Below are 22,143 nucleotides of genomic sequence, written 5' to 3' on the forward strand. Positions count from 1 at the left end.
GACCAATGTGAGCGAAAGGTGGCAGGTGTTTGAGTAAAACCTAACGCAACTCCTTGGGCGCATCGGCCCCTATCAGCGTCAGGCCGGACGTCAAAACGTCCGATACAGCCTGCACCAGCCCCAGTCTGGCATAAGTCGATTGTCGGTCGTTAACCTTAACAAAACGTAAGCCTGGATTCTCGGTGCCCCGATTCCAATGCGCATGGAAGGCACTTGCCAAGTCGTAGAGGTAGAATGCAAGCCGATGCGGCTCCAGCGCAAGGGCCGCCTGCTCGATCAGGCGCGGGAACTCCGCGAGCTTGCGCACGAGGCCGATCTCGCCTTCATCGGTCAGCGCCGCGAGCGCCGCCTTCAGGTCAGCGCGATCGAAGGTTTCGCCCGGAAACTGCTCGGCCGCCTGGCGGAACACCGAATGGCAGCGCGCCGACGCGTACTGCACATAGAACACCGGATTGTCCTTCGACTGCTCGGTGACCTTGGCGAAATCGAAATCCAGCGGCGCGTCGCTCTTGCGGTAGAGCATCATGAAGCGGACGGGATCGCGACCGACCTCCTCCACCACCTCGCGAAGCGTGATGAAATCGCCGGAGCGCTTCGACATGCGCACCGGCTCGCCGTCGCGGAACAGTTTTACCAACTGGCAAAGCAGCACGGTGAGCTTGACGCGGCCGTCGGTGACGGCCCTGGCCAGCGCTTCCAGCCGCTTGACGTAGCCGCCGTGGTCGGCGCCGAGCACATAGATCAGTTCCTCGAAGCCACGGTCCACCTTGTTCTTCAGGTAGGCCACGTCGCCGGCGAAATAGGTGAAGGACCCGTCGGACTTGACGAGCGGGCGATCCATGTCGTCGCCGACCTCGGTGGAGCGGAACAGCGTCTGCTCGCGATCCTCCCAGTCGTCCGGTTTCTCGCCCTTGGGCGGCGGCAGCTTGCCCTTGTAGATATGGCCCTTCAGCGTCAGTTCGGCGATCGCCGCGCGGATCGCCTTGGCGTGGTCGGCATGCAGCGTGCGCTCGGAGAAGAACACGTCGTGGTGGACGTTGAGCAGCGCCAGGTCATCCTTGATCATCGCCATCATGGCGTCGACCGTGCGGTCCTTGACGATCTCAAGCGACTCTTCTTCCGGCATCTGCAGCAGCGAGCGGCCGAATTCCTTCGCCAGCGCCTCGCCGACGGGGACAAGATAGTCGCCGGGATAGAGGCCGGGCGGAATTTCGCCGATGTCGTCGCCCAGTGCCTCACGGTAGCGCAGGAAAGCGGAACGGCCGAGCACGTCGATCTGCGCGCCGGCGTCGTTGATGACGTATTCCTGGGTCACGTCGTAGCCGGCGAACGCCAGCAGATTGGCCACCACGTCGCCCACCACGGCGCCGCGCGTATGGCCGACATGCATGGGGCCGGTCGGGTTGGCGGATACGTATTCGACGTTGACCTTGGCATTCCTGCCCACCGTCGAGCGGCCGTAGTTTTGGCCTTCCTCCAGAACGTTGCCGAGATGCGCCTGCCAGAAGCGCTCGGTCAGCCGAAGGTTGACGAAGCCGGGGCCGGCGATCTCGGCCGACGCGACATCGGCGTCGGCGCGCAGCGCCTCCGCGATCTTCTCGCCCAGAACGCGCGGATTCTGGCCTGTCGGCTTGGCCAGCACCATCGCCGCATTGGTGGCGAGATCGCCGTGGCTCGGGTCGCGCGGCGGCTCCACGGCGATGCGCGACAGATCCGGCGCGTTTCCGTCCTTGTCCGTCAGGCCAAGGCCTTGGACGGTCTTGTTGATCCGCGCTGTGAAGTCGGCGAAGATGTTCATGCGATATGTCTCTGGCTGCTACGAGGCAGGCATAAGAGCGGCGTCATCCCGGAAATCGGCGGAGCGAAGCGGAGATCGATTATCCGGGATCCATTCCGGAACCTTCGAAAGCCACGGAATGGATCCCGGACAGCCTTCGCTCGCTGCGCTCGGCTGCGGCTTCCGGGATGACGTCGCCGAAAAGCCTACCGAAAATCCTGGCAGCGCCTAGCCCAAATCCGGCGTGCGGTCAAACAAGCGCCGATGCTCCTTGAGCGCGTAGGTGTCGGTCATGCCGGCAAGGAAATCGGCGACGCTGCGCGCCCTGATGCGCGGCTCGGCTCGGTCCAGCCCCTCTCGCCAGCCTTCCGGCATTTCGCGCGGCGCGGCATAGTAGGCGTCGAACAGGTCCTTCACCACGCCTTCGGCCTCGGCTCGAACGGCCATCACGTCGGGATGGCGGTAGAGATGGCCGTAGAGAAAGCTCTTCAGTTCCTTCTCCGCAGCGGCCATGCGCGGCGAGAAGGCGACGACGGTCTCGCCTGCCCGGCGCGCCTCGTCGGCGCTTGCGGGGCGAAGGCGCGCCAGGTTCTCCTGCGCGCGGGCGATCACGTCCTCGACCATCAGGGTGATCTGGCGGCGCATCAGCTCATGCCCCGTGCGCACGGGATCGAGCGCCGGGTAGCGGTCCCTCACGCCTTTCAGCACGCCGCCCGGCAGCGCCAAGGCTTCCAGCATGTCGAGCGACAGCAGGCCCGAGCGCAGTCCGTCGTCGATGTCGTGCGTGTCGTAGGCGATATCGTCGGCGATGGCCGCGCACTGTGCCTCGATCCCGGCGAAGGTGGAAGGTTCGAGGTCGTGAAGTTCGTTGTAGTCGCGTATCGCCTGCGGGAGGGATCCACACAGGCCGTTGCCGGCGGCGTCCACCAGCGGGCCGTTGTGCTTGACCAGCCCCTCCAGCGTCTCCCAGGTCAGGTTCAGCCCGTCGAACTCGGCATAGCGCCGCTCAAGCCGCGTGACGATCCTCAGCGACTGTGCGTTGTGGTCGAAACCGCCCCAGTCCGCCATCTTCTCGTTGAGCGCATCCTCGCCGGTATGGCCGAACGGCGTATGGCCGAAATCGTGGACGAGCGCGACGGCCTCGGCCAGATCCTCGTCGACCTTCAAAGCGCGGGCCAGAGCGCGCGCGATCTGCGCCACCTCGATCGTGTGGGTCAGCCTCGTGCGGTAGTGGTCGCCCTCATGGGCGATGAAGACCTGGGTCTTGTGTTTCAGCCGGCGGAAGGCTGTGGAGTGGACGATGCGGTCCCGATCACGCTGGAAGGGCGTGCGGGTTGGGCTCTCCGGCTCGTTCCACAGTCGCCCGCGTGAGCGCGCCGGGTCGCTGGCATAGACGGCACGGGGGCGGTAGCCGAAGCCGATGTCGCCCAGAGCCGCCCTCTCCTGCCGTTCCTCAGCCATGTTTCTCCGGTTGGCGCTGACCCATCCCGCTTGCCTGTCCCCCAATCCCGCTTGCCTGTCCCATTGACTGGACCGCCGCAGCTTCATACCTATCAGGGGCGAACGAATGCAAGGTGACGCCCATGGGTGCCGACGCCAAGACCGCCATGAAAGTCGAAGTGACCGACGCCGCCGCGAAGCGGATCGCGAAGATCGTTGCCGGTGAACCCGGCAAGACGGCGTTGCGCGTCGCTGTCGAAGGCGGCGGCTGCTCGGGCTTTTCCTACACGTTCGACCTGGTGGACGACCGCAATGACGGCGACATTGCTATCGAGAAGGACGGCGCGACCGTGCTGATCGACGATCTGTCGCTGGTCTATATGGGCGGCTCGGTGATCGACTTTGTCGACGACCTGATGGGCCAGTCATTCCAGATCAGGAACCCCAACGCGGTGGCATCCTGCGGCTGCGGCACGAGTTTTTCGATCTGAGAGTCTTCCGTAGCGGGCCATTCCCGTGTGCTTGAGGGTTTTGTCAAATACTGAAACGTTCAGGCATGGATCCTATGGTCTCCGCAGCGGCCTTCGGCCTGCTCCGCAATAGGATGACGAACGTGCATACTTCACCGCCAGTACATTTGAAATTGGCGCGAACGCCACCTTCGTCATTCTCGGGCAAGTCCGAGCGAAGCGACGGACGCGACCCGGGAATCCATGCCGGAACATCGCCGCTCTACCGAAGCTCCAACCAGGACAGCCTACCCCTCACCGCACCACCGTCAGCCGTTCCGCGGCCCGCGTAATGGCCGTGTAGAGCCAGCGCTGGCGCGTGTCCTTGAAGGCGAAACTCTCGTCGAACAGCACCACGTCGTTCCACTGCGAGCCCTGCGCCTTGTGCACGGTGAGTGCGTAGCCGTAGTCGAAATCGTCGAAGCGCTTCTTCTGCTGCCAGGAGATTTCCTCTTCCGGCGATTCGAAGGCGGCCTTCAACAGCTTGATCTTGGCGACGCCGCGGTCCGGGTCGTCCTCCTCCGGCGAGACCAGCAGGTTGATGCCCGGCTTCACCGTCTCGCGCGAGGCGGTCATGACCTTCCACAATGAGCCGTTGAGCAGGCCCTTGGCGGGATCGTTTCGGAGACAGACCAGCTTGTCGCCCGCCTGTGGATAGTCGGCGGAAAACCCTTTCAGCTCGCGCAGGCGCTGGTTGTAGCGGCGGCGGGTGCGGTTCGTGCCGACCAGCACCTGATCGGCCTTGAGCACAAGATCCTGCGTCACGTCCTCGCGGCCGATGACCTGGGCGGTGCCGAAGTCGCCGCGCATGAATTCCCTGCCCTCGCGCACGTCGAGCGCCAACCGAATGATAGGATTGTCGCGCGCCTGACGATGGATTTCGGTGAGCAGGTAATCCGGCTCGTGTTCGGTGAAGAAGCCGCCGCCCGAGATCGGCGGCAACTGCCCCGGATCGCCAAGCACCAGGATCGGCGTGCCGAAACTCATCAGGTCGCGGCCGAGCTGTTCGTCCACCATGGAACATTCGTCGATGACGACGAGGGCGGCGCGCGCGATCGGGCTTTGGCGGTTGAGCGAGAAGGTCGGGTTGATGGAGGTCTTGCCGGTCGTCTCGTCCTCGATCGCCTCCTCGCCGCGCGGCCGGTAGATCAGCGAATGGATGGTGCGGGCGTTGGTGGCGCCCTTCGAGCGCAACACCTGCGCCGCCTTGCCGGTGAAGGCGGCGAACTGCACCTGACCGTCGACATGCTCGGCAAAGTAGCGCGCTAGCGTGGTCTTGCCGGTGCCGGCATAGCCGAACAGCCGAAACACCTGCGGCCGCCCCTCCTTCAGCCAGCGGCCGACCGCCTTCAGCACCTCGTCCTGTTGCGGAGAAAAGTCCATCGCACCGTGTGACCGGATTCGGGCGGCAAAGGCAATTGCGAAGTGCTCAGGCCAGATCGGTCTGTGCGAAATCGTTGCCCTTGTAGAGAAGTGGGACGCCAGCCTTCTTCGCCATAGCGTAGGAGACACAGTCGCCCAGATTGAGCCTGGCCGGATGGCCGGTACCCTTGCCGTAGCGGTCCCTCGCCACGCACATCTCAGGTAGGACATCCGAACCGACGGGTAATATCTCGATACCAGCGAGCGCTAGAAATCGCGAAACCTCACCAAGTGCAGCGATGCAACTTCCCGTTAGACCACTCAGGGCTATCGACGCCTCCAACACGGATATCGGCGATGTCGATTTGTAGGGCGTACGCATGCGATCGATCCAGATAGGCCGATCAGGCTCATTCGCAAGGATCGCAACGATGACGGAAGCGTCGATATGCATCAATCTGCCGCCTCGCCCCAAAGTTCATCAAAGAATGCCTTATCTGCCCTCAAGCCGGTCCTCGGAAGCCTGTCCAGTCGATCCAGCAAAGGTTTCAATCGCTCTTCGAGAGAGTCAGCTTCACGGCGACTCTGACGTTCACGGTCCGACTGAAGTGCTTCCTGCACCGCCTCCTTGATGGCTTCAGTGATGCCGATACCGCGTTCAGAAGCCAAACGCCTAACAAGATCATCGGTTTCCACATCCTTAACGTGCAGGACCATCGTGTATAATCACTTTAAAGTTGTTATATCCCACAACAGCATACGATACATAAATGCCGAACACAACAAGAACATTGAATATGGTTGTGTTATTCACAAGGCCAGAGATGGCGATGTCGACGGCTTAGGTGCTTTTCTTGATGAACGCCGCGAACGCCTTGCCGAACTTGGCCAGGAAGTCACGGGTGGCATCGTTGGTGAGGTTGCCGGCGTCGTCGAACAGGCTTCCGGTGTTACCGATATAGGCTTCCGGCTGCGCCATTGTCGGGATGTCGAGGAAGGCGAGAGACTGGCGCAGATGATGGTTGGCGCCGAAGCCGCCGATGGCGCCGATCGAGGTCGATATGATCGCCGCCGGCTTGCCCAGCAGCGCACCCTTGCCATAGGGCCGCGAGGCCACGTCGACTGCGTTCTTGAGGACGCCGGGAACAGAGCGGTTGTATTCGGCCGTCACGAACAGCACCGCATCCGCCGCCGCAATGCGCTCGCGGAACGACACCCAGTCCGCCGGCGGATGTTCTTCCAGGTCCTGATTAAAATACGAGACTGAGCCGATATCCAGGAAATCGAAATCCATCTCAGGCGTGAGTTTAGCCAGGGCCTTTGCGGTCTTGCGGCTAAAGGATTCCTTGCGCAGGCTTCCGACGAGAACGGCGACTTTGGTCATGGATTGGCTCCTGTCTTGGCTGTCGATATCAGGCTGGTGCCCGGCGCTCATTCGGCACCGGGGACATCCTCAACGCATTGAACGCCCGGATCGTTCTCCAGAAGAATCGGCTTGCCATGCGGCGTAGCCTGCGCGGCCCGGCGCCACGCTCGGGCAAGCTCGGCCACGTCGGCCGGGGCCGCGACACCTCTGTCTGCCAGCAGTTTTTCGAGCGCGGCCAGCCAATGCTCATAGTAGTCGCTGCCGTCAGGCGCGGCGCCGGGGCGCTTCACCTCGGACGAAAGCGCCTCGGCCCATTCGCTCCAGGCGAACAGCCCCTTCTCGTGCAGCGCCACGGTCAGCGCGAAAGCCTGCGCCTGCCACGGCTCGCTGAAGACCGGCCGGTCAGGCGGGACGCCGCCTTCCGGCTCAGGCGGCTTCAAGATAACTCTCCCAGGCGTCGATCGACACCGTGAGCGTCGGATCGGCGCCCTCGCCCCAGATTTCGCCGCCTGAAAAGACGACGGTATAGACCCGCTGCGGATTTTCGCCCTTCCCGTGCGCATTGGTGTCGGGAAAGACGAAGCCCTCATGGACGCGCTCGACCGTTCCGCATTTGCCCCGCGCATAGCGCGGCAGGCGCGTGTGGCCGGTGGGGTTGAAATTCCTCGCGCGCACCCTGTCGCCTGCCTTGAACAGCGGCGCGCCGGCAACCGGCCGGTCGCAGGGACCGCCTTTCGCGAGCGTGGCCGCGACGTCTTCGGCCCTGAGCACGCACTTCGGCGTCGCCGCGGCGTCGACGGCCTCGCCAGCCGCAAGGTCCGCATCGCTGAGGAAGCCGTGGCGCTTCAGCAGGATCTCCAGCGCGCGGATCCATATCTCATAGTAGGTGGCCGCATAGTAGATGGCCGGATGCAGCGATTCCCGCGCATGGCGGCTTTCGTCGATGTTCCAGGCGCCGAACCCGCCGGTTGCCAGCGTCACGCCCAGCGCCCGCTTTTCCCATTCGGCATGGAAATATGGTTCGTCCATTTCAGGCGCGACCGGCCCGAAACCCATCTGGCCGCCGAGGTCCTGCGGCCCGTTCATGCCGGCTGCCTCGCCAGCCCGGCGCCGATCATGGAATCGCGCGTGACGAGGTCGGCCAGCCGCTCTTCGGGTAGCCCCTCCGTGCCTTCGGGACGCAGGGGAACGACCAGGTAACGAAGCTCGGCGGTCGAATCCCACACGCGGATTTTCGTTTCCGCGGGGAGTCTCAGACCGAATTCCTCAAGAACGCCGCGCGGGTCGATGACGGCCCGGCTGCGATAGGGCGGCGCCTTGTACCAGACCGGCGGCAGGCCGAGCACCGACCACGGATAGCAGGAGCACAGCGTGCAGACGACGAGATTGTGGGTGTCGGGCGTGTTGAAGACCGCCTGCATGTGCTCGCCCTGCCGGCCGGTGAAGCCGAGAGATGCGATGGCAGCCGTCGCGTCGCGCTTCAGCCAGTCGGCGAAGGTCGGATCGCTCCAGGCTTTCGCCACGACCAGCGCGCCGTTTCTCGGCCCCACCCTGGTCTCGTAGGTATCGACGATGGCGTCGACGGCAGCAGGATCGATCAGTCCCTTGCGGGTCAGGATGGTCTCCAACGCCCGCACCCGCGCGGCGAAAGGATCGAGATCGTTGTCGTGCTCGTGATTGTGGTCGTGCGCCATGCCGGAAAACTACGGCGACGGCCTTCGCGGTTCAAGAACCAACCGTCAGCGCAGCATCGGCCACAGCGTCGCCGCCAGCAGCAGGCCCATGGCGATGTTGAACCATTTCAGCCGGACCGGATCGGACAGGAAACCGCGCAGCGCCGTACCGAAGCCGGCCCAGGTCGACACGCTCGGCAGGTTGACCAGCGCGAAGGCGACGGCGATCAGCACGACCGACAGGAACGGCCGCGCCGGGTCCGTGTAGACGGCCATGGCGGTGACAGCCATCACCCAGGCTTTCGGGTTGACCCACTGGAAGGCGGCGGCGTCGATGAAGCGCAAAGGCTGCGCACCCGCCTCGCTTTTGCCGCTCATCGAGCGCGACGTGGCGATCTTCCAGGCCAGATAAAGCAGGTAGGCGCTTCCCGCGACCTTGAGCGCCGTGTGCAGGGCCGGGAACGCCGTCAGCACCGCGCCGAGCCCGAAGCCGACCGCCAGCAACAAAACCAGAAACCCGATGGCGATGCCCAGCATGTGCGGCACCGTGCGGACAAAGCCGAAATTCACGCCGGAACTCAGCAGCATGAAATTGTTCGGCCCCGGCGTGATCGAGGTCACGAAGGCGTAGGCCAGCAGCGCGAGGAAGACGTCGAGGGACATGGAGTGCCGTCCGGTTGATTATGCCGGCCTCCAGCGTCAGGAAACCGCGACCGCTCGTCGCCTTGCGGACCAGACGCTTATGCCAACACCGTATGAATGTCGTTGGAGACCACGCCCGCGGAAAGTTGGGAATATCCCCTCCATACCGAAGGAAGGTGCCGCCCCCTACATGCTTTCCGGCCCACGGTTCATGGCGGCCACGCCGGTGCGGCAGATTTCGACAAGGCCGAGCGGGCGCATGATGGCGATGAACTGGTCGACCTTCGAGCCCTTGCCGGTGATCTCGAAGATGAAGTGCTCGGTGTTGGCGTCGATGACGCTGGCGCGGAAGGCGTCGGCGAGGCGCAGCGCCTCGACACGGTTGTCGCCGGTGCCGGCCACCTTGACCAGCGCAAGCTCCCGCTCCAGCGGCCGCTCCTGCCCCAATTCCCCGGCCCTGACGGTGAGATCGACGACACCATGGACCGGCACGATGCGCTCGAGCTGATGCTTGATCTGCTCCAGCACGTGCGAGGTCCCGCTGGTGACGATGGTGATGCGCGACAGGTGTTTTTCGTGCTCGGTCTCGGAGACCGTGAGGCTCTCGATGTTGTAGCCGCGCCCGGAGAACAGGCCGATGACACGGGCCAGCACGCCCGGCTCGTTGTCGACCAGCACCGAAAGCGTGTGCCTCTCGGGCACCTGGGTTTCCTTGGCGATGAAATAGGCGGAGCCGGTGGGTTGAAGGTGGGGGTTCATCTCTGACTCTCGATCCTGAGTTCCGGAATCTTCTTCGTTTCCATGCAGCACTGTCCGGCTGCTACTGTCCGCCTAGACAAGCTCCCGCCCCTTGGCGTCGATGGCGTTCGCCACCGCTTCGTCTGTCGCCTCGTCGGGCAGCAGCATCTCGTTGTGGGCCTTGCCCGAGGGGATCATCGGGAAGCAGTTGGCGAGGTTCGCCACGCGGCAGTCGAACAGCACCGGCTTCTTCACCGAGATCATCTCGTTGATCGCGTCGTCCAGATCATCCGGCTTGTCGCAGCGGATGCCGTGGCCGCCATAGGCCTCGGCCAGCTTGACGAAATCGGGCATCGCCTCGGTGTAGGAATGCGACAAGCGGTTGCCGTGCAGCAGTTGCTGCCATTGGCGCACCATGCCCATGTATTGGTTGTTGAGGATGAAGATCTTGATCGGCGCCTCGTACTGCACGGCGGCGGACATTTCCTGCATCGTCATCTGCACCGAGGCGTCGCCGGCGATGTCGACGACCAGCGCATCGCGATGCGCGATCTGCACACCCAAGGCCGCGGGCAGGCCGTAGCCCATCGTGCCGAGCCCGCCCGAGGTCATCCAGCGGTTCGGCTTCTCGAAGCCGTAGAGCTGGGCGGCCCACATCTGGTGCTGACCGACCTCGGTGGTGATATAGGTGTCGCGGTCCTTGGTCAGCTCGTAGAGCCGCTGGATGGCGTATTGCGGCATGATGACATCGGGATTCTGCTTGTAGGCGAAGGAATCGCGGGCGCGCCATCTGGCGATCTGCTCCCACCAGGGATAAAGCGCCTTCTTGTCGGCCTTCGTCGTCGCCCGCCACAGCCTGACCATATCCTCCAGCACCAGCCCGCAATCGCCGATGATGCCGAGGTCGACGCGCACGTTCTTGTTGATCGAGGATGCGTCGATGTCGACATGGATCTTCTTCGAATTCGGCGCGAAGGCGTCGAGGCGACCGGTGATGCGGTCATCGAAGCGCGCGCCGATGCACACCATCACGTCGCAATCGTGCATGGCCATGTTGGCTTCGTAGGAGCCGTGCATGCCGAGCATGCCCAGCCAGTTCCTGCCGCTCGCCGGATAAGCGCCCAGCCCCATCAGCGTCGAGGTGATCGGAAAGCCGGTGAGATCGACCAGCTCGCGCAGCAGGTGGCTTGCTTCCGGCCCGGCATTCACGACGCCGCCGCCGGTGTAGAGGATAGGTTTCTTCGCCGACGCCATCAGCGCGACAGCCGCCTTGATCTTTTCGAGATCGCCCTGGACTTTCGGCTGATAGCTCATGCGCGGCGCGATCTGCGGCGGCACGTAGGTGCCCTTGGCGAACTGCACGTCCTTCGGGATATCGACCACGACCGGACCGGGCCGGCCAGTCGTCGCGACGTGGAACGCCTCATGGATGGTGGCGGCGAGGTCGTTGGGGTCCTTCACCAGCCAGTTGTGCTTGGTGCAGGGGCGCGTGATGCCGACCGTGTCGCATTCCTGAAAGGCGTCGGAACCGATCAGCGTCGTCGGCACCTGGCCGGTGAGGCAGACCAGCGGGATGGAATCCATCAGCGCGTCCTGCAGCGCCGTCACCGCATTGGTGGCGCCCGGACCTGAAGTCACCAACATGACGCCGGCCTTGCCGGTGGAGCGGGCATAGCCTTCGGCCGCATGGCCGGCGCCCTGCTCGTGGCGAACGAGGATGTGCTCGATCTCGTCCTGCTGGAAGAGTTCGTCGTAGATCGGAAGGACGGCGCCGCCCGGATAGCCGAAAAGGTGCTTGACGCCGTTGTCGATCAGCGCCTGCACCACAATCTCGGCACCTGACATTTCACGTCGCTCGTTCTGTCCGTTGCTCATCGGTCCGTTCCGTCTTCCCTGGCTTCTGTAAGCGCTTGCTGGTCGTTTAGTCCTGTCTCGGGCAATAAAAAAGGCCCCCGAGGGAGCCTGTCTGTCGCGCATGGGAGGATTTCGCCCGGCGGTTACACCGCCTTGCCCACGCGCGTTCCTACTACGAGAATGAGTGCCGAGTTCATGGGCGCGGACAATAAGGACGAAGTCGCCGCGCTGTCAATGCACTAAAATCGCCGGCCGCCGCTCGGCAATATCCCGGTCGAGTTCGACCTCGGCATCGGACGGGCGATGGCCGCGCAGATAGAGCGCGCAGGTGGTGCGCAGCATCGAGGCGAAGTTCGGAATCTCGCCATTGATCTCGATCGCCTCGTCATAAAGCTTGGAGATGAATTTCGGCGTGCTGAGGTTCTGGCTCGCAGCGATCTCGTCGAGAAGGAGCCAGAACGTCGCCTCGAGCTGGATGCTGGTCGAGTGGCCGGCAATGCGGATCGACCTGTTGATCTGCCGGTAGCCTTCCGGATCCTGTCCGGCGAAAACCCTGCACATGACCTTCCTCCGCCTGCTTTGTCACCGCCGCGATGCGCACGAGCGGCAGCTTGTCTTCGCATTGTTATGCCAAAAGCACCGCCGCACAATCGCACTTTCGTGCCAAAGCCGCGCTTTCGAGGGCGTGGTAACGGGCTGCCACCACCCGCCTGGCGGCTGCCGCATAATCCGGACTATCGATTGGAACGGAGACGGCGATTGGCAAAGGCAATTCATTCCATGATCCGGGTTCTCGACGAGACCCGTTCCGTCGATTTCTATCGTCAGGCCTTCGGGTTGGAGATCGCCGAGCGGCTCGATTTCGAGACCTTCACGCTCGTCTACATGAGCAATGCCGAAAGCGAATTCGAGCTCGAACTCACCGTCAACAAGGGCCGCGAGGAGCCATATGCGCCCGGCGATGGCTACGGCCATCTCGCCTTTTCGGTGGCCGACCTCGACAGCGAGCACGACCGCATCGGGGCGCTCGGCTTCAATCCGAGGAAGATCGTCGAATTCAACCGCGACGGCACTCTGCTCGCACGGTTCTTCTTCGTCGAGGATCCCGACGGTTACAAGATCGAGGTCCTGCAGCGCCACGGCCGTTTCAAATAGGAGGAGTGCGCGTGCCGGCGGGCACGACGCCAGCAACAGCGCCGTCCGGCGCTTCAGCCAGCAAAGGAGGAAATCCATGGTCACGATCTATGACGGAAAGCCGGGACTTTCGCGTCGTGAACTGCTCAGGCGCGGCGGCGCGGGAGCGCTGCTCATCATCTCCGGAAGTGCGGTCATCAGCCCGGAACATGCCTGGGGGCTGGAAGCATCCGCCCTCAGGCCCGAGACGGTCAAGACGCTGATCCAGGTGGCGCGCGACATCTATCCGCACGATCAGGTCGCCGACAAATACTACGCCATCGCGGTCAAGAGCCATGATGAGGCGGCGGCGAAAGACCCTGCCCACAAGGACCTGATCGAGAACGGAATCGCCGATCTCGACGCCAAGGCCGGTCCCGGCGGCTATTCGGGACTCGGCTGGGAGGACCAACGCGTGGCGCTGCTCAAGCAAATCGAGGACACGCCGTTCTTCCAAGCGGTGCGTGGCGGCCTCGTCGTCGGCCTCTACAACCAGAAGGAGCTGTGGCCGGTCTTCGGCTACGAGGGCGAGTCCTACTCCAAGGGCGGCTACATCCAGCGCGGGTTTGACGACATCGAATGGCTCTAGGCCATCCGCGAACTGCTCAGCACACCATTCTCATGGGAGGAAACCATGGCAAAGACCTTTGATCTCAAGGACGACAGCGTCGTCGTCATCATCGGCTCAGGCGCCGGCGGCGGCACGCTCGGCAACGAGCTGGCGCAAAAGGGCATCGACGTCGTCATCCTCGAGGCCGGCGGCCGGCACGAATACGAGGATTTCATCAACGACGAATGGGACTCCTTCGGCCAACTCGCCTGGAAGGACATGCGCACCACCTCCGGGTCCTGGCGCGTCCACAAGGATTTTCCGAACCTGCCGGCCTGGATCGTCAAGGCGGTCGGCGGCTCGACAACACACTGGGCCGGCGCCTCGCTGCGCTTCCAGGAGCACGAGTTCAAGACGCTGACGCATTACGGCAAGATCGACGGCGCCAACCTGCTCGACTGGCCGATCACCCTTCAGGAAATGGAGCCCTATTACACCAAGGCCGAAGCCAAGATGGGCGTCACCAGCACCAACGGCTGGCCGCGCCTGCCCGGCAACAACAACTTCAAGGTGATGAAGGCCGGCGCAGACAAGCTCGGCTACAAGGAATGCCACACCGGCAACATGGCTATCAACTCGGTCGAGCGCGACGACCGCATGTCGTGCCAGCAGACCGGCTTCTGCTTCCAGGGCTGCAAGTGGGGCGCCAAGTGGTCGACGCTCTATACGGAAATCCCCAAGGGCGAGGAAACCGGCCACATGGAAGTCCGGCCGAACGCGATGGTCATCAAGATCAACCATGACGCGTCGGGCAAGGTGACGGGCGTGGTCTATGCCGACAAGGACGGCAAGATGCAGGAGCAGAAGGCGCGCATCGTGGCCGTCGCCGGCAACTCCATCGAAAGCCCGCGCCTGCTTCTCAATTCCGAATCCTCGAAATTCCCGGACGGGCTGGCCAACTCCTCCGGCCAGGTGGGCCGGAACTACATGCGCCACACGACCGGCTCCGTCTACGCCATCTTCGACAAGCCGGTGCACATGTATCGCGGCACGACAATGGCCGGCATCATCCGCGACGAGGCGCGGCACGATACCGCGCGCGGCTTCGCCGGCGGCTACGAACTGGAGACGCTGTCGCTCGGCCTGCCCTTCATGGCCGCCTTCCTCGATCCGGGCGCCTGGGGGCGTTCCTTCACCACCGCGCTCGACCACTACGACCATATGGCCGGCCTTTGGATCGTCGGCGAGGACATGGCGCGCGAGGATAACCGCATCACCCTCAACAAGGACGTTAAGGACGAGCACGGCATGCCGGTGGCCAACGTCAATTTCGACGATCACCCCAACGACGAGGCCATGCGCAACCATGCCTACAAGCAAAGCGCGGCCCTTTACGACGCGGTGGGCGCGACGCGCGTGTTCCCAACGCCGCCCTATCCGTCGACGCACAACCTCGGCACCAACCGCATGAGCGAGAAGCCGGAAGACGGCGTCGTCAACAGGCATGGCCAGACGCACGACATCAAGAACCTGTTCGTATCGGACGGCAGCCAGTTCACCTCGGGCGCGGCGGAGAACCCGACGCTGACCATCGTGTCGCTGGCGATCCGGCAAGCCGAGTACATCGCCGACCAGATGAAGTCGAACTCGATCTGACGCAGCCTCCCCAGGCCCGTGGCGCGAGCGTCACGGGCCAACCTGTCCGCGCAGGTTCGACCCGGATTCATGCCAACATATTGAAATCGCACAAAACTAATTGGCAGAGTGACGCGAGGTCCGCTTTCCTTCGATACTGACAGCGATCGGACGCCAGATGCCGGTCATGCGCGGATCAAACGGAGGAATGTTCATGCTCGACAAAGCCCCCAGCAAGAAATTGACCGATCTGCTCGACCGGTTCGGCACAGCGCTCGGCGCCGGCGACATCGACAAGGCCGTCGATTGCTTCCAGGACGACTGCTACTGGCGAGACCTCGTCACCTTCACCTGGAACATCAAGACGATGGAGGGCAAGGACCAGATCCGCGCGATGCTGGAAAGCCAGCTGTCCGCAGTTAAACCGTCGCACTGGCGCATCGCGGAAGGCGAGGACGCGACCGGCGACGACGCGCTGATCGAAGGCTGGATCAGCTTCGAGACCAACGTGGCGCGCGGGTTCGGCCATATCCGCCTGAAGAACGGCAGGATATGGACGCTGCTTACCACCATGGCCGAACTGAAGGGACATGAGGAGAAGGCAGGCTACACGCGCCCGAAGGGCGCCAAGCACGGCCACGGCAAGGATCGCAAGAGCTGGAAGGAAGAGCGCGAGGAGGAAGTCACCGAACTCGGCTTCTCCAGGCAGCCCTACACCGTCATCATCGGCGGCGGCCAGGGCGGCATCGCGCTCGGCGCGCGGCTCAAGCAACTCGGGGTTCCCACCATTATCGTGGAGAAGAACGGCCGTGCCGGCGATTCCTGGCGCAAGCGCTACAAGTCGCTCTGTCTGCACGACCCCGTCTGGTACGATCACCTGCCCTATATCGATTTCCCGAAGAACTGGCCGGTCTTCGCGCCGAAGGACAAGATCGGCGACTGGCTGGAGATGTACACGAAGGTGATGGAGCTGAACTACTGGTCCTCCACCACAGCCAAATCCGCGAAGTACGACGAAAAGGCCGGCGAATGGATTGTCGTCGTCGAGCGCGACGGCAAGGAAATCACGCTGAAGCCGAAGCAGCTGGTTCTCGCCACCGGCATGTCGGGCAAGGCCAATGTGCCGAAATTCAAGGGCCAGGACATCTTCAAGGGCGAGCAACAGCATTCCTCGACCCATCCCGGACCAGAGACCTATCGCGGCAAGAAGGTCGTCGTCATCGGCTCGAACAATTCCGCGCACGACATATGCGCGGCACTGTGGGAGGGCGGCGCCGACGTCACCATGGTGCAGCGCTCGTCCACCCACATCGTGAAGTCCGACACGCTGATGGATATCGGGCTGGGTGCGCTCTATTCAGAACAGGCGGTGGAGAACGGCGTCACTACCCGCAAGGCGGACCTGATCTTCGCCTCCCTGCCCTACAAAATCATGCACGAGTTCCAGATCCCGCTCTATGAGCAGATGCGCGAGCGCGATAAGGATTTCTACGAGGCGCTCGAAAAGGTAGGCTTCATGCACGACTGGGGCGACGACGGCTCGGGCCTGTTCATGAAATACCTGCGGCGTGGGTCCGGCTACTATATCGACGTCGGCGCCTGCGATCTCGTCATCGACGGCTCGATCAAGCTGAAAAGCGGCAAGGGCGCTGGCATTCAGGAACTGACCGAGACCGGCGTGAAATTCGTCGACGGCACCGAGCTTCCCGCCGATCTCATCGTCTATGCCACGGGCTACGGCTCGATGAACGGCTGGGCGGCCGATCTGATAAGCCAGGGCGTCGCGGACAAGGTCGGCAAGGTCTGGGGTCTCGGCTCGAACACCACCAAGGACCCCGGCCCCTGGGAAGGCGAGCAGCGCAACATGTGGAAGCCGACGCAGCAGGAGGCGCTGTGGTTCCACGGCGGCAACCTGCATCAGTCGCGACATTATTCGCAGTATCTGTCCCTGCAGCTGAAGGCCCGGCAGGAAGGGATCGCGACGCCGGTGTACGGCTTGCAGAAGGTGCACCACAAGAACTGAGACAAGCGCAGACCGACGCAAGCGGGCGACGTCACTGAACGTCGCCCTTTCTGTCGAGTCCCGTACAATTGCTTAATTGCCTCTACACCATGCCGCCACACGCGGCCTTAACCGCGCAGCGCTAGTCTTTCCTTCCTAGCGGACGTGGGGACCGATTTGCCGATGTTTGTCGAGCGTGAAGCTTCCGGAGGCGAAGCGACGTCACAGGAGCGCCGTGACGCAAGCCAGAACGACCGGCGCATCCTTGGCAATGTCGTGCATTGCGACGGATCGCGGGCGATCATCAGCGCCTACGCCGACGAACTGGAGGGCGTTTCGACCAGCCACTGGCGCGTCGGACGCATGATCTCCATCAATCTCGGCACGACGCGCACGGTCGGTCTGGTTTATGCGATCGGCAAGACCGACCACGCCTGGAGCGAGGCCGGCGGCAACCTCATCGAGGTCAAGGTCGAGCTCGTCGGCGAGGTGCGTGATGCGCCCGAAGCCGGGCAGAAACCGACGTTCGACCGCGGTATCACGAACTATCCGCATATCGGCGCCATCGCCCATCGCATCCGCTCCCGGGACCTGCAGGCCGTCTATGACCTTGCGGGGCGGCGGAGCATCACCGTGGGGTCGCTGTCGCAGGACGAAGAGATCGCCGCCAACATCGCCATCGACGACACGCTGGCGCGCCATTTCGCGGTCGTCGGCACGACGGGCGTCGGCAAATCGACGGCCGTCTCGCTTCTCTTGCGCAAGGCGATCGTGGCGCGTCCCGATCTCAGGGTGCTGATCCTCGATCCGCACAATGAGTTCGCGGCCTCGCTTCCCGAGCACAGCGTAAGGATCGACGCCTCCACGCTCGACCTTCCGTTCTGGATATTCAGGCTGGAGGAATTCGCGGAAGTCCTGTTCCGCGGCCGCGAACAGGAGCCCGAAGAAGTCGACATGCTGCGCGACCTCATCGCAAGCGCCAAGAGCCTCTACCGCAATCCCGCTTCCGGCGGGGTCCTGCGCCGCGGCGGCGGCGACGCCGTCACCGCCGACACGCCGGTGCCGTACCGGATCGCCGACCTCGTCAAGCAGATCGACGAGCGCATGGGCCTGCTGGATGCCAAAGGCGACCGGCCGGCGCTGAAATCGCTCAAGACCCGCATCGAATCGGCGGCGGCCGACCCGCGCTACCGGTTCATGTTCAATTCGCGGCTGATCGAAGACACCATCCACGAGACGGTAGGAAACATCTTCCGTGTCCCGCATAATGGACGACCGGTCACCTGCTTCGAGATGGCCGGCCTGCCGTCCGAAGTGGTGAACGCCGTCTGCTCGGTGCTGGCGCGCCTGGCCTTCGACCTTGCGCTGTGGAGCGAGGGACGGCTCAAGCTTCTGCTCCTGTGCGAGGAAGCCCACCGCTACATGCCGGCCGACGCCAGGCTCGGCTTCGCGCCGACCCGGCATGCGCTGTCGCGCATCGCCAAGGAAGGACGCAAATACGGCTGCTATCTCGGTGTCGTCACCCAGCGTCCCGGCGAGCTCGACCCCACCATCCTGTCGCAATGCTCGACCGTGTTCGCGATGCGGTTGGCCAACGAGCAGGACCAGGCGATCGTCCGCTCGGCCATCGCCGATTCATCGGCCTCGACGCTCTCCTTCCTGTCGTCGATGGGCCAGCGGGAGGCGATCGCCTTCGGTGAAGGCGTGGCCACCACCATGCGCCTCAAATTCGAGAAACTCGACGCCGCTCTGCTGCCCGGCTCCGGCAAACATGCCGGCGAAACATTTGTCGAAGGTACTGACCAGGAGGTCGATCTCGCGGCAATCGTGGAGCGTTTGCGCAACGTGCCGAGGCCGCAGCAAGGCATGGTCTTTGCCGAACAGGTCGACACCGCCCGCCAGGCCGGCGACCCCGATTATCGCAAGGCGCCGGCGCCGCGGCCGCCGAGCGAGGATTTCGACCTTCGCTACGGGTTGAAACCCGCCACCTTCGGCATGCGCCCGCAAAACGAATAAGCCGGCGCTGCCGCCTTTCCTTCGCCCGTTGCAACCGTCAGACCGTTGGTCGCTTACGCGCAGACCCGGTTGCGGCCCTGGCGCTTCGCCTCGTAGAGCTGCCTGTCGGCGCGGCGATAAAAGTCCTCGGCCGTTTCCCTGCGGTCCCAGACGGCCAGTCCGACGCTGGCGGTGATCTTGAGCCGGACATTGCCGGTCATGACCGCCATCGCGGCAATCTCCCTGCGGATGCGCTCGGCGAACCGTGACAGCATGTCGGCATCCATGTTCGGCGTGACGACCGCGAATTCCTCACCGCCGAGCCGCGCCACCACGTCGTGATAACGGGTCATGTCCTTGAGGCATTTGGAAACGGCCCGCAGCACCTCGTCGCCGACGTCATGGCCATGCGTGTCGTTGACCTGCTTGAAATGGTCGAGGTCGAGGATCATCAGCCCGACGGGCTTGCCGACACGGCGGAACTCCGCGAGGTATTCCTTCAGGGCGTCGTCGAAATAGCGCCGGTTGTGCATGCCCGTCAGGCCGTCGGTCAACGCGGCATGCTCCAGCGTCTCGGAGCGGGCCGACAATGACTGGGTCATGGCCCTGAGCTTGCCCTCCTCCTTCACCTGCCGGCGAATAAGCGGATAGATGAAGAAGATGCCGAAGAACAGGGCGGTGGCGAGCAGCACCCCCGTCGCGAAAAGCAGTTTGCCCAGATAGCGTATATTGGCCGCGCGCTCTTCGTGAAGCGTGGCGACGCCGGCCGATGTATGTAGAAAATCATAGGCGTGCAAAATCACCAGGCCGGCGGCCAGGATCACGAATATGAAAACGAAAAAGGCCGACTCGGCCTTGTGGAATCGCATCTGCCGCCCGCGAAATCGACTTGCCCGTTATGCCACCAAGGACCTTACGAGCGGTTAACCACGACAACCTGTGCGTGAAATTCCTCGCGCAGCCTACCTAACGGAAGCGAACCGGACTGCAAATCAAAAAATGGTTTGCCCCACTCCATCGGCACTCACGCGCTTCCACTCGGCCCCGAGTTGGTGGCGGAACCAGGTGCCCTGCCGCTTGGCATACTGTCGGGTAGCTGTCTTGGCGCGGTCGATCGCCTCGGTGAATCCGATTTCATCGGCGAGCGCGGCGCGCAATTCGGGCACACCGATCGCCTTCATGGCGGGAAGGGCGGGATCCAGCGCCAATGCGTCGAGCGTCCTGACTTCCTCCAAGGCGCCGCGCTCGATCATGGAGTCGAAACGCTCATCGATACGGGCTTTCAGCGCCTCTCTTTCCGGTTCGACGACGAGGAAACGCGCGCTGGCGCTATCGATCAACGGGGTCGAACGCGTATCCTGCCAGTGCAGGATGGATTGGCCCGACGCCTCTAGGACTTCGAGCGCGCGGACGATGCGCTGACCGTCGCCCGGTTTCAAACGCGCCGCGGCGGCTGGGTCGTCGCGCCGCAGCAATTGGTGGAGAGCCCCCGGACCACGCACTTCCAGTTGTTCGCGCCAATGCAGCCTGACATCGGCGGGGATGTCGGGCATTTCGGAAATGCCTTCGACGATAGCGCGGAAATAGAGCCCGGTGCCGCCGACGAAAACGGCAGGCCGCGCCGCAAGCGCCCCCTCACTCGCAAGCCGGCTCACGTCGCGCAGCCATAAGCCTGTCGAATAGGGCGTCGAGGGATGGACATGCCCGTAGAGGAAATGCGGAACACGCGCCATGTCGGAGGTGGCCGGCCGCGCCGTCAGCACGTCGAGGATCTGGTAGCCCTGCATGGAATCGGCATTGACGATCACGCCGCCGATCCGCTCGGCGATGTCGAGGGCCAGCGCCGACTTGCCGCTAGCGGTCGGCCCGGCTATCAGGACGGCGTTGCTGATGCGCCCTTCATCCTGCGTTCCGGAAGTCACCATGCCGCTGGTCGCCACCCTCGTCTCTCATCCTGCGCAGCGCCTGCTGACGCCGTCGCTTGCGAATATGGCTTTCGAGGCCGTCGGCGCAAGCGCCTTGCGATGGCTTTCGCAGGATGTCGCCTGCGACCTCTCCCTGCCAGAAGGCTTGGGAAAGCCGGAAGCGGAACAACTCCTGCGCAATGCCCTCGGCTCGGAGCCCGTCGACATCGTTGTGCAACAAGAGGCCGGACGCAGGAAGGCCATCCTCATCGCCGACATGGATTCCACCATGATCGACCAGGAATGCATCGACGAACTGGCCGACGAGGTGGGGCTGAAGGCGCATGTCGCGGCGATCACCGCACGCGCCATGCGCGGCGAAATCGCCTTCGAGCCGGCCCTGCGCGAGCGCGTCGCCCTGCTCAAGAATCTCGACCTGGCGGTGATCGACCGCATCGTCGCCAACCGCATCACGCTTGCCTCCGGCGCGCGGGCGCTGGTGCAGACGATGCGCGCGCATGGCGGCTACACGGCTCTGGTATCGGGCGGCTTCGATGTCTTCACCAGCCGGATCGGGGAAAAGCTCGGCTTCCATGAGAATCGCGCCAACCGGCTGATCGACGCCGACGGGCGGCTGGCCGGCGAGGTGGCGGAGCCGATCCTCGGCCGGGTCGCGAAGGCAGACGCGCTCACGGAGATTTCCGCCCGGCTCGGCCTGACGCCCGCCGACGCGATCGCGGTGGGCGACGGCGCCAACGACCTCGACATGATCAGGCTCGCCGGCACCGGTGTCGCCCTCCATGCCAAGCCGGCCGTGGCGGCCGAGGCGAAGGCGCGCATCGACCATGCCGACCTGACCGCCCTGCTCTACCTGCAAGGCTACAGCCGGGACGAATTCGCGCAATGACCCCGATCCGCACAGAACGGCTGATCCTGCGCAACTGGGAAGAGCGGGACCGCGCCCTGTTCCATCGCATCAATAGCAACGAGCGGGTGATGGAGTTCTTTCCGTTCCGGCGCAGCCGCGCGGAGGCGGACGACAAGCTCGATGAATTCCGCGCCGACATCGAGCGCGACGGCTTCGGCTGGACAGCCGCCGAAATCGCCGCCACCGGCGCATGCATCGGCTTCGTGGGCCTGCACGGATCCGACCACCTGCCCTTCCTGCCGCAAGGCACGATCGAGATCGGCTGGCGGCTGGCACCCGAGTTCTGGGGCAACGGCTATGTGGCCGAAGCGGCCCGAGCATGGCTGGACTACGGCTTCCGGACCCTCGGCGCAGCCGAAATCGTCTCCTTCGCGGTCAAGGACAATCGCCGTTCGACCGCCGTCATGGAGCGGATCGGCATGACCGCCGACACCGCGCGCGACTTCGACCATCCGGGCATCCCCGGCAGCCACCCGCACCTGAAACGGCACGTGTTCTACGCGCTGCGCCGCGCGGATTGGCTGACTGCATAACACCTAGACTTTATTCCGGCCAACCGAGCGGAGCGAGGGCGGAGCCGGACTCCATTCCGCAT

Annotated in this window: 23 protein-coding genes; 8 read left to right on the forward strand and 15 right to left on the reverse strand. The window is 63.8% G+C overall.

Annotated elements, in window-relative coordinates; all coding sequences use genetic code 11:
* Positions 1-40 precede the first annotated feature (40 nt).
* Complete coding sequence (gene argS / locus ABMA46_RS16960; protein ID WP_349001106.1) at positions 41-1,798, reverse strand: arginine--tRNA ligase; 1,758 nt, start codon at positions 1,796-1,798, stop codon at positions 41-43.
* Between the two features lie 207 nt (positions 1,799-2,005).
* Entirely contained in the window at positions 2,006-3,238 is a 1,233-nt protein-coding gene (locus ABMA46_RS16965; RefSeq protein WP_349001108.1) for a deoxyguanosinetriphosphate triphosphohydrolase, read from the reverse strand.
* A 122-nt stretch (positions 3,239-3,360) separates the two neighbouring features.
* On the opposite strand from ABMA46_RS16965, the gene erpA reads away from it, so the two are divergent.
* On the forward strand, positions 3,361-3,708 hold the full coding sequence (gene erpA / locus ABMA46_RS16970; RefSeq protein ID WP_349001110.1) for an iron-sulfur cluster insertion protein ErpA: 348 nt from the start codon (positions 3,361-3,363) through the stop codon (positions 3,706-3,708).
* A gap of 273 nt (positions 3,709-3,981) precedes the next feature.
* Here the strand turns inward: erpA and ABMA46_RS16975 are convergent, their stop codons facing one another.
* The 11 genes from ABMA46_RS16975 to ABMA46_RS17025 all read right to left on the reverse strand — a co-directional run bounded on the left by ABMA46_RS16975 (position 3,982) and on the right by ABMA46_RS17025 (position 11,922).
* On the reverse strand, positions 3,982-5,109 hold the full coding sequence (locus ABMA46_RS16975; RefSeq protein ID WP_349001112.1) for an ATP-dependent DNA helicase: 1,128 nt from the start codon (positions 5,107-5,109) through the stop codon (positions 3,982-3,984).
* Positions 5,110-5,155: 46 nt separating this feature from the next.
* Entirely contained in the window at positions 5,156-5,542 is a 387-nt protein-coding gene (locus tag ABMA46_RS16980) for a type II toxin-antitoxin system VapC family toxin (RefSeq protein WP_349001114.1), read from the reverse strand.
* Complete coding sequence (locus ABMA46_RS16985) at positions 5,542-5,805, reverse strand: type II toxin-antitoxin system VapB family antitoxin (protein ID WP_349001116.1); 264 nt, start codon at positions 5,803-5,805, stop codon at positions 5,542-5,544. Before ABMA46_RS16985 ends, ABMA46_RS16980 begins: the two co-directional genes overlap by 1 nt.
* A gap of 124 nt (positions 5,806-5,929) precedes the next feature.
* Positions 5,930-6,472: an NADPH-dependent FMN reductase gene (locus ABMA46_RS16990; protein ID WP_349001117.1), complete on the reverse strand. Its 543-nt coding sequence runs from the start codon at positions 6,470-6,472 to the stop codon at positions 5,930-5,932.
* 47 nt (positions 6,473-6,519) lie between these two features.
* On the reverse strand, positions 6,520-6,894 hold the full coding sequence (locus ABMA46_RS16995) for a nitrile hydratase accessory protein (protein ID WP_349001119.1): 375 nt from the start codon (positions 6,892-6,894) through the stop codon (positions 6,520-6,522).
* Complete coding sequence (nthB, locus tag ABMA46_RS17000) at positions 6,881-7,540, reverse strand: nitrile hydratase subunit beta (RefSeq protein WP_349001120.1); 660 nt, start codon at positions 7,538-7,540, stop codon at positions 6,881-6,883. Before nthB ends, ABMA46_RS16995 begins: the two co-directional genes overlap by 14 nt.
* The gene (gene nthA / locus ABMA46_RS17005; protein WP_349001121.1) at positions 7,537-8,148 is read right to left on the reverse strand and encodes a nitrile hydratase subunit alpha; all 612 of its coding nucleotides are present in this window, start codon (positions 8,146-8,148) and stop codon (positions 7,537-7,539) included. The genes nthB and nthA overlap by 4 nt, the downstream gene beginning before the upstream one ends.
* A gap of 45 nt (positions 8,149-8,193) precedes the next feature.
* Positions 8,194-8,790 (reverse strand): LysE family translocator, encoded by a 597-nt coding sequence (locus tag ABMA46_RS17010; RefSeq protein ID WP_349001122.1) that lies wholly within the window; start codon positions 8,788-8,790, stop codon positions 8,194-8,196.
* A 165-nt stretch (positions 8,791-8,955) separates the two neighbouring features.
* Positions 8,956-9,528, reverse strand: a complete 573-nt coding sequence (gene ilvN, locus ABMA46_RS17015) for an acetolactate synthase small subunit (protein WP_349001123.1) — start codon at positions 9,526-9,528, stop codon at positions 8,956-8,958.
* Between the two features lie 72 nt (positions 9,529-9,600).
* Positions 9,601-11,382 carry an acetolactate synthase 3 large subunit gene (locus tag ABMA46_RS17020; RefSeq protein ID WP_349001124.1) on the reverse strand — a complete coding sequence of 594 codons (1,782 nt, stop codon included), beginning with the start codon at positions 11,380-11,382 and terminating at the stop codon, positions 9,601-9,603.
* Between the two features lie 210 nt (positions 11,383-11,592).
* A complete protein-coding gene (locus ABMA46_RS17025; RefSeq protein WP_349001126.1) occupies positions 11,593-11,922 on the reverse strand; it encodes a ribbon-helix-helix domain-containing protein in 330 nt (109 codons plus the stop codon).
* A gap of 198 nt (positions 11,923-12,120) precedes the next feature.
* On the opposite strand from ABMA46_RS17025, the gene ABMA46_RS17030 reads away from it, so the two are divergent.
* From ABMA46_RS17030 to ABMA46_RS17050, 5 genes are all read left to right on the forward strand, one after another.
* The gene (locus ABMA46_RS17030) at positions 12,121-12,516 is read left to right on the forward strand and encodes a VOC family protein (protein ID WP_349001128.1); all 396 of its coding nucleotides are present in this window, start codon (positions 12,121-12,123) and stop codon (positions 12,514-12,516) included.
* Between the two features lie 76 nt (positions 12,517-12,592).
* The gene (locus tag ABMA46_RS17035; protein WP_349001130.1) at positions 12,593-13,123 is read left to right on the forward strand and encodes a gluconate 2-dehydrogenase subunit 3 family protein; all 531 of its coding nucleotides are present in this window, start codon (positions 12,593-12,595) and stop codon (positions 13,121-13,123) included.
* A gap of 45 nt (positions 13,124-13,168) precedes the next feature.
* Positions 13,169-14,740 (forward strand): GMC family oxidoreductase, encoded by a 1,572-nt coding sequence (locus tag ABMA46_RS17040; protein WP_349001131.1) that lies wholly within the window; start codon positions 13,169-13,171, stop codon positions 14,738-14,740.
* A 193-nt stretch (positions 14,741-14,933) separates the two neighbouring features.
* Entirely contained in the window at positions 14,934-16,742 is a 1,809-nt protein-coding gene (locus tag ABMA46_RS17045; protein ID WP_349001132.1) for an NAD(P)-binding domain-containing protein, read from the forward strand.
* A gap of 162 nt (positions 16,743-16,904) precedes the next feature.
* Positions 16,905-18,737: an ATP-binding protein gene (locus ABMA46_RS17050; protein WP_349001134.1), complete on the forward strand. Its 1,833-nt coding sequence runs from the start codon at positions 16,905-16,907 to the stop codon at positions 18,735-18,737.
* A 53-nt stretch (positions 18,738-18,790) separates the two neighbouring features.
* Here ABMA46_RS17050 and ABMA46_RS17055 read toward each other — a convergent pair whose 3' ends face one another.
* Positions 18,791-19,585 (reverse strand): GGDEF domain-containing protein, encoded by a 795-nt coding sequence (locus tag ABMA46_RS17055; protein WP_349001136.1) that lies wholly within the window; start codon positions 19,583-19,585, stop codon positions 18,791-18,793.
* A gap of 123 nt (positions 19,586-19,708) precedes the next feature.
* On the reverse strand, positions 19,709-20,641 hold the full coding sequence (miaA, locus tag ABMA46_RS17060; RefSeq protein ID WP_349001223.1) for a tRNA (adenosine(37)-N6)-dimethylallyltransferase MiaA: 933 nt from the start codon (positions 20,639-20,641) through the stop codon (positions 19,709-19,711).
* Here miaA and serB point away from each other — a divergent pair.
* Both serB and ABMA46_RS17070 read left to right on the forward strand, forming a co-directional pair.
* Positions 20,640-21,527 (forward strand): phosphoserine phosphatase SerB, encoded by an 888-nt coding sequence (gene serB, locus ABMA46_RS17065; protein WP_349001138.1) that lies wholly within the window; start codon positions 20,640-20,642, stop codon positions 21,525-21,527. The genes miaA and serB overlap by 2 nt on opposite strands.
* Positions 21,524-22,081 carry a GNAT family N-acetyltransferase gene (locus ABMA46_RS17070; RefSeq protein ID WP_349001140.1) on the forward strand — a complete coding sequence of 186 codons (558 nt, stop codon included), beginning with the start codon at positions 21,524-21,526 and terminating at the stop codon, positions 22,079-22,081. Before serB ends, ABMA46_RS17070 begins: the two co-directional genes overlap by 4 nt.
* Positions 22,082-22,143 lie beyond the last annotated feature (62 nt).

This window comes from Mesorhizobium hunchu, assembly GCF_040081975.1.
GTDB lineage: Bacteria > Pseudomonadota > Alphaproteobacteria > Rhizobiales > Rhizobiaceae > Mesorhizobium > Mesorhizobium hunchu.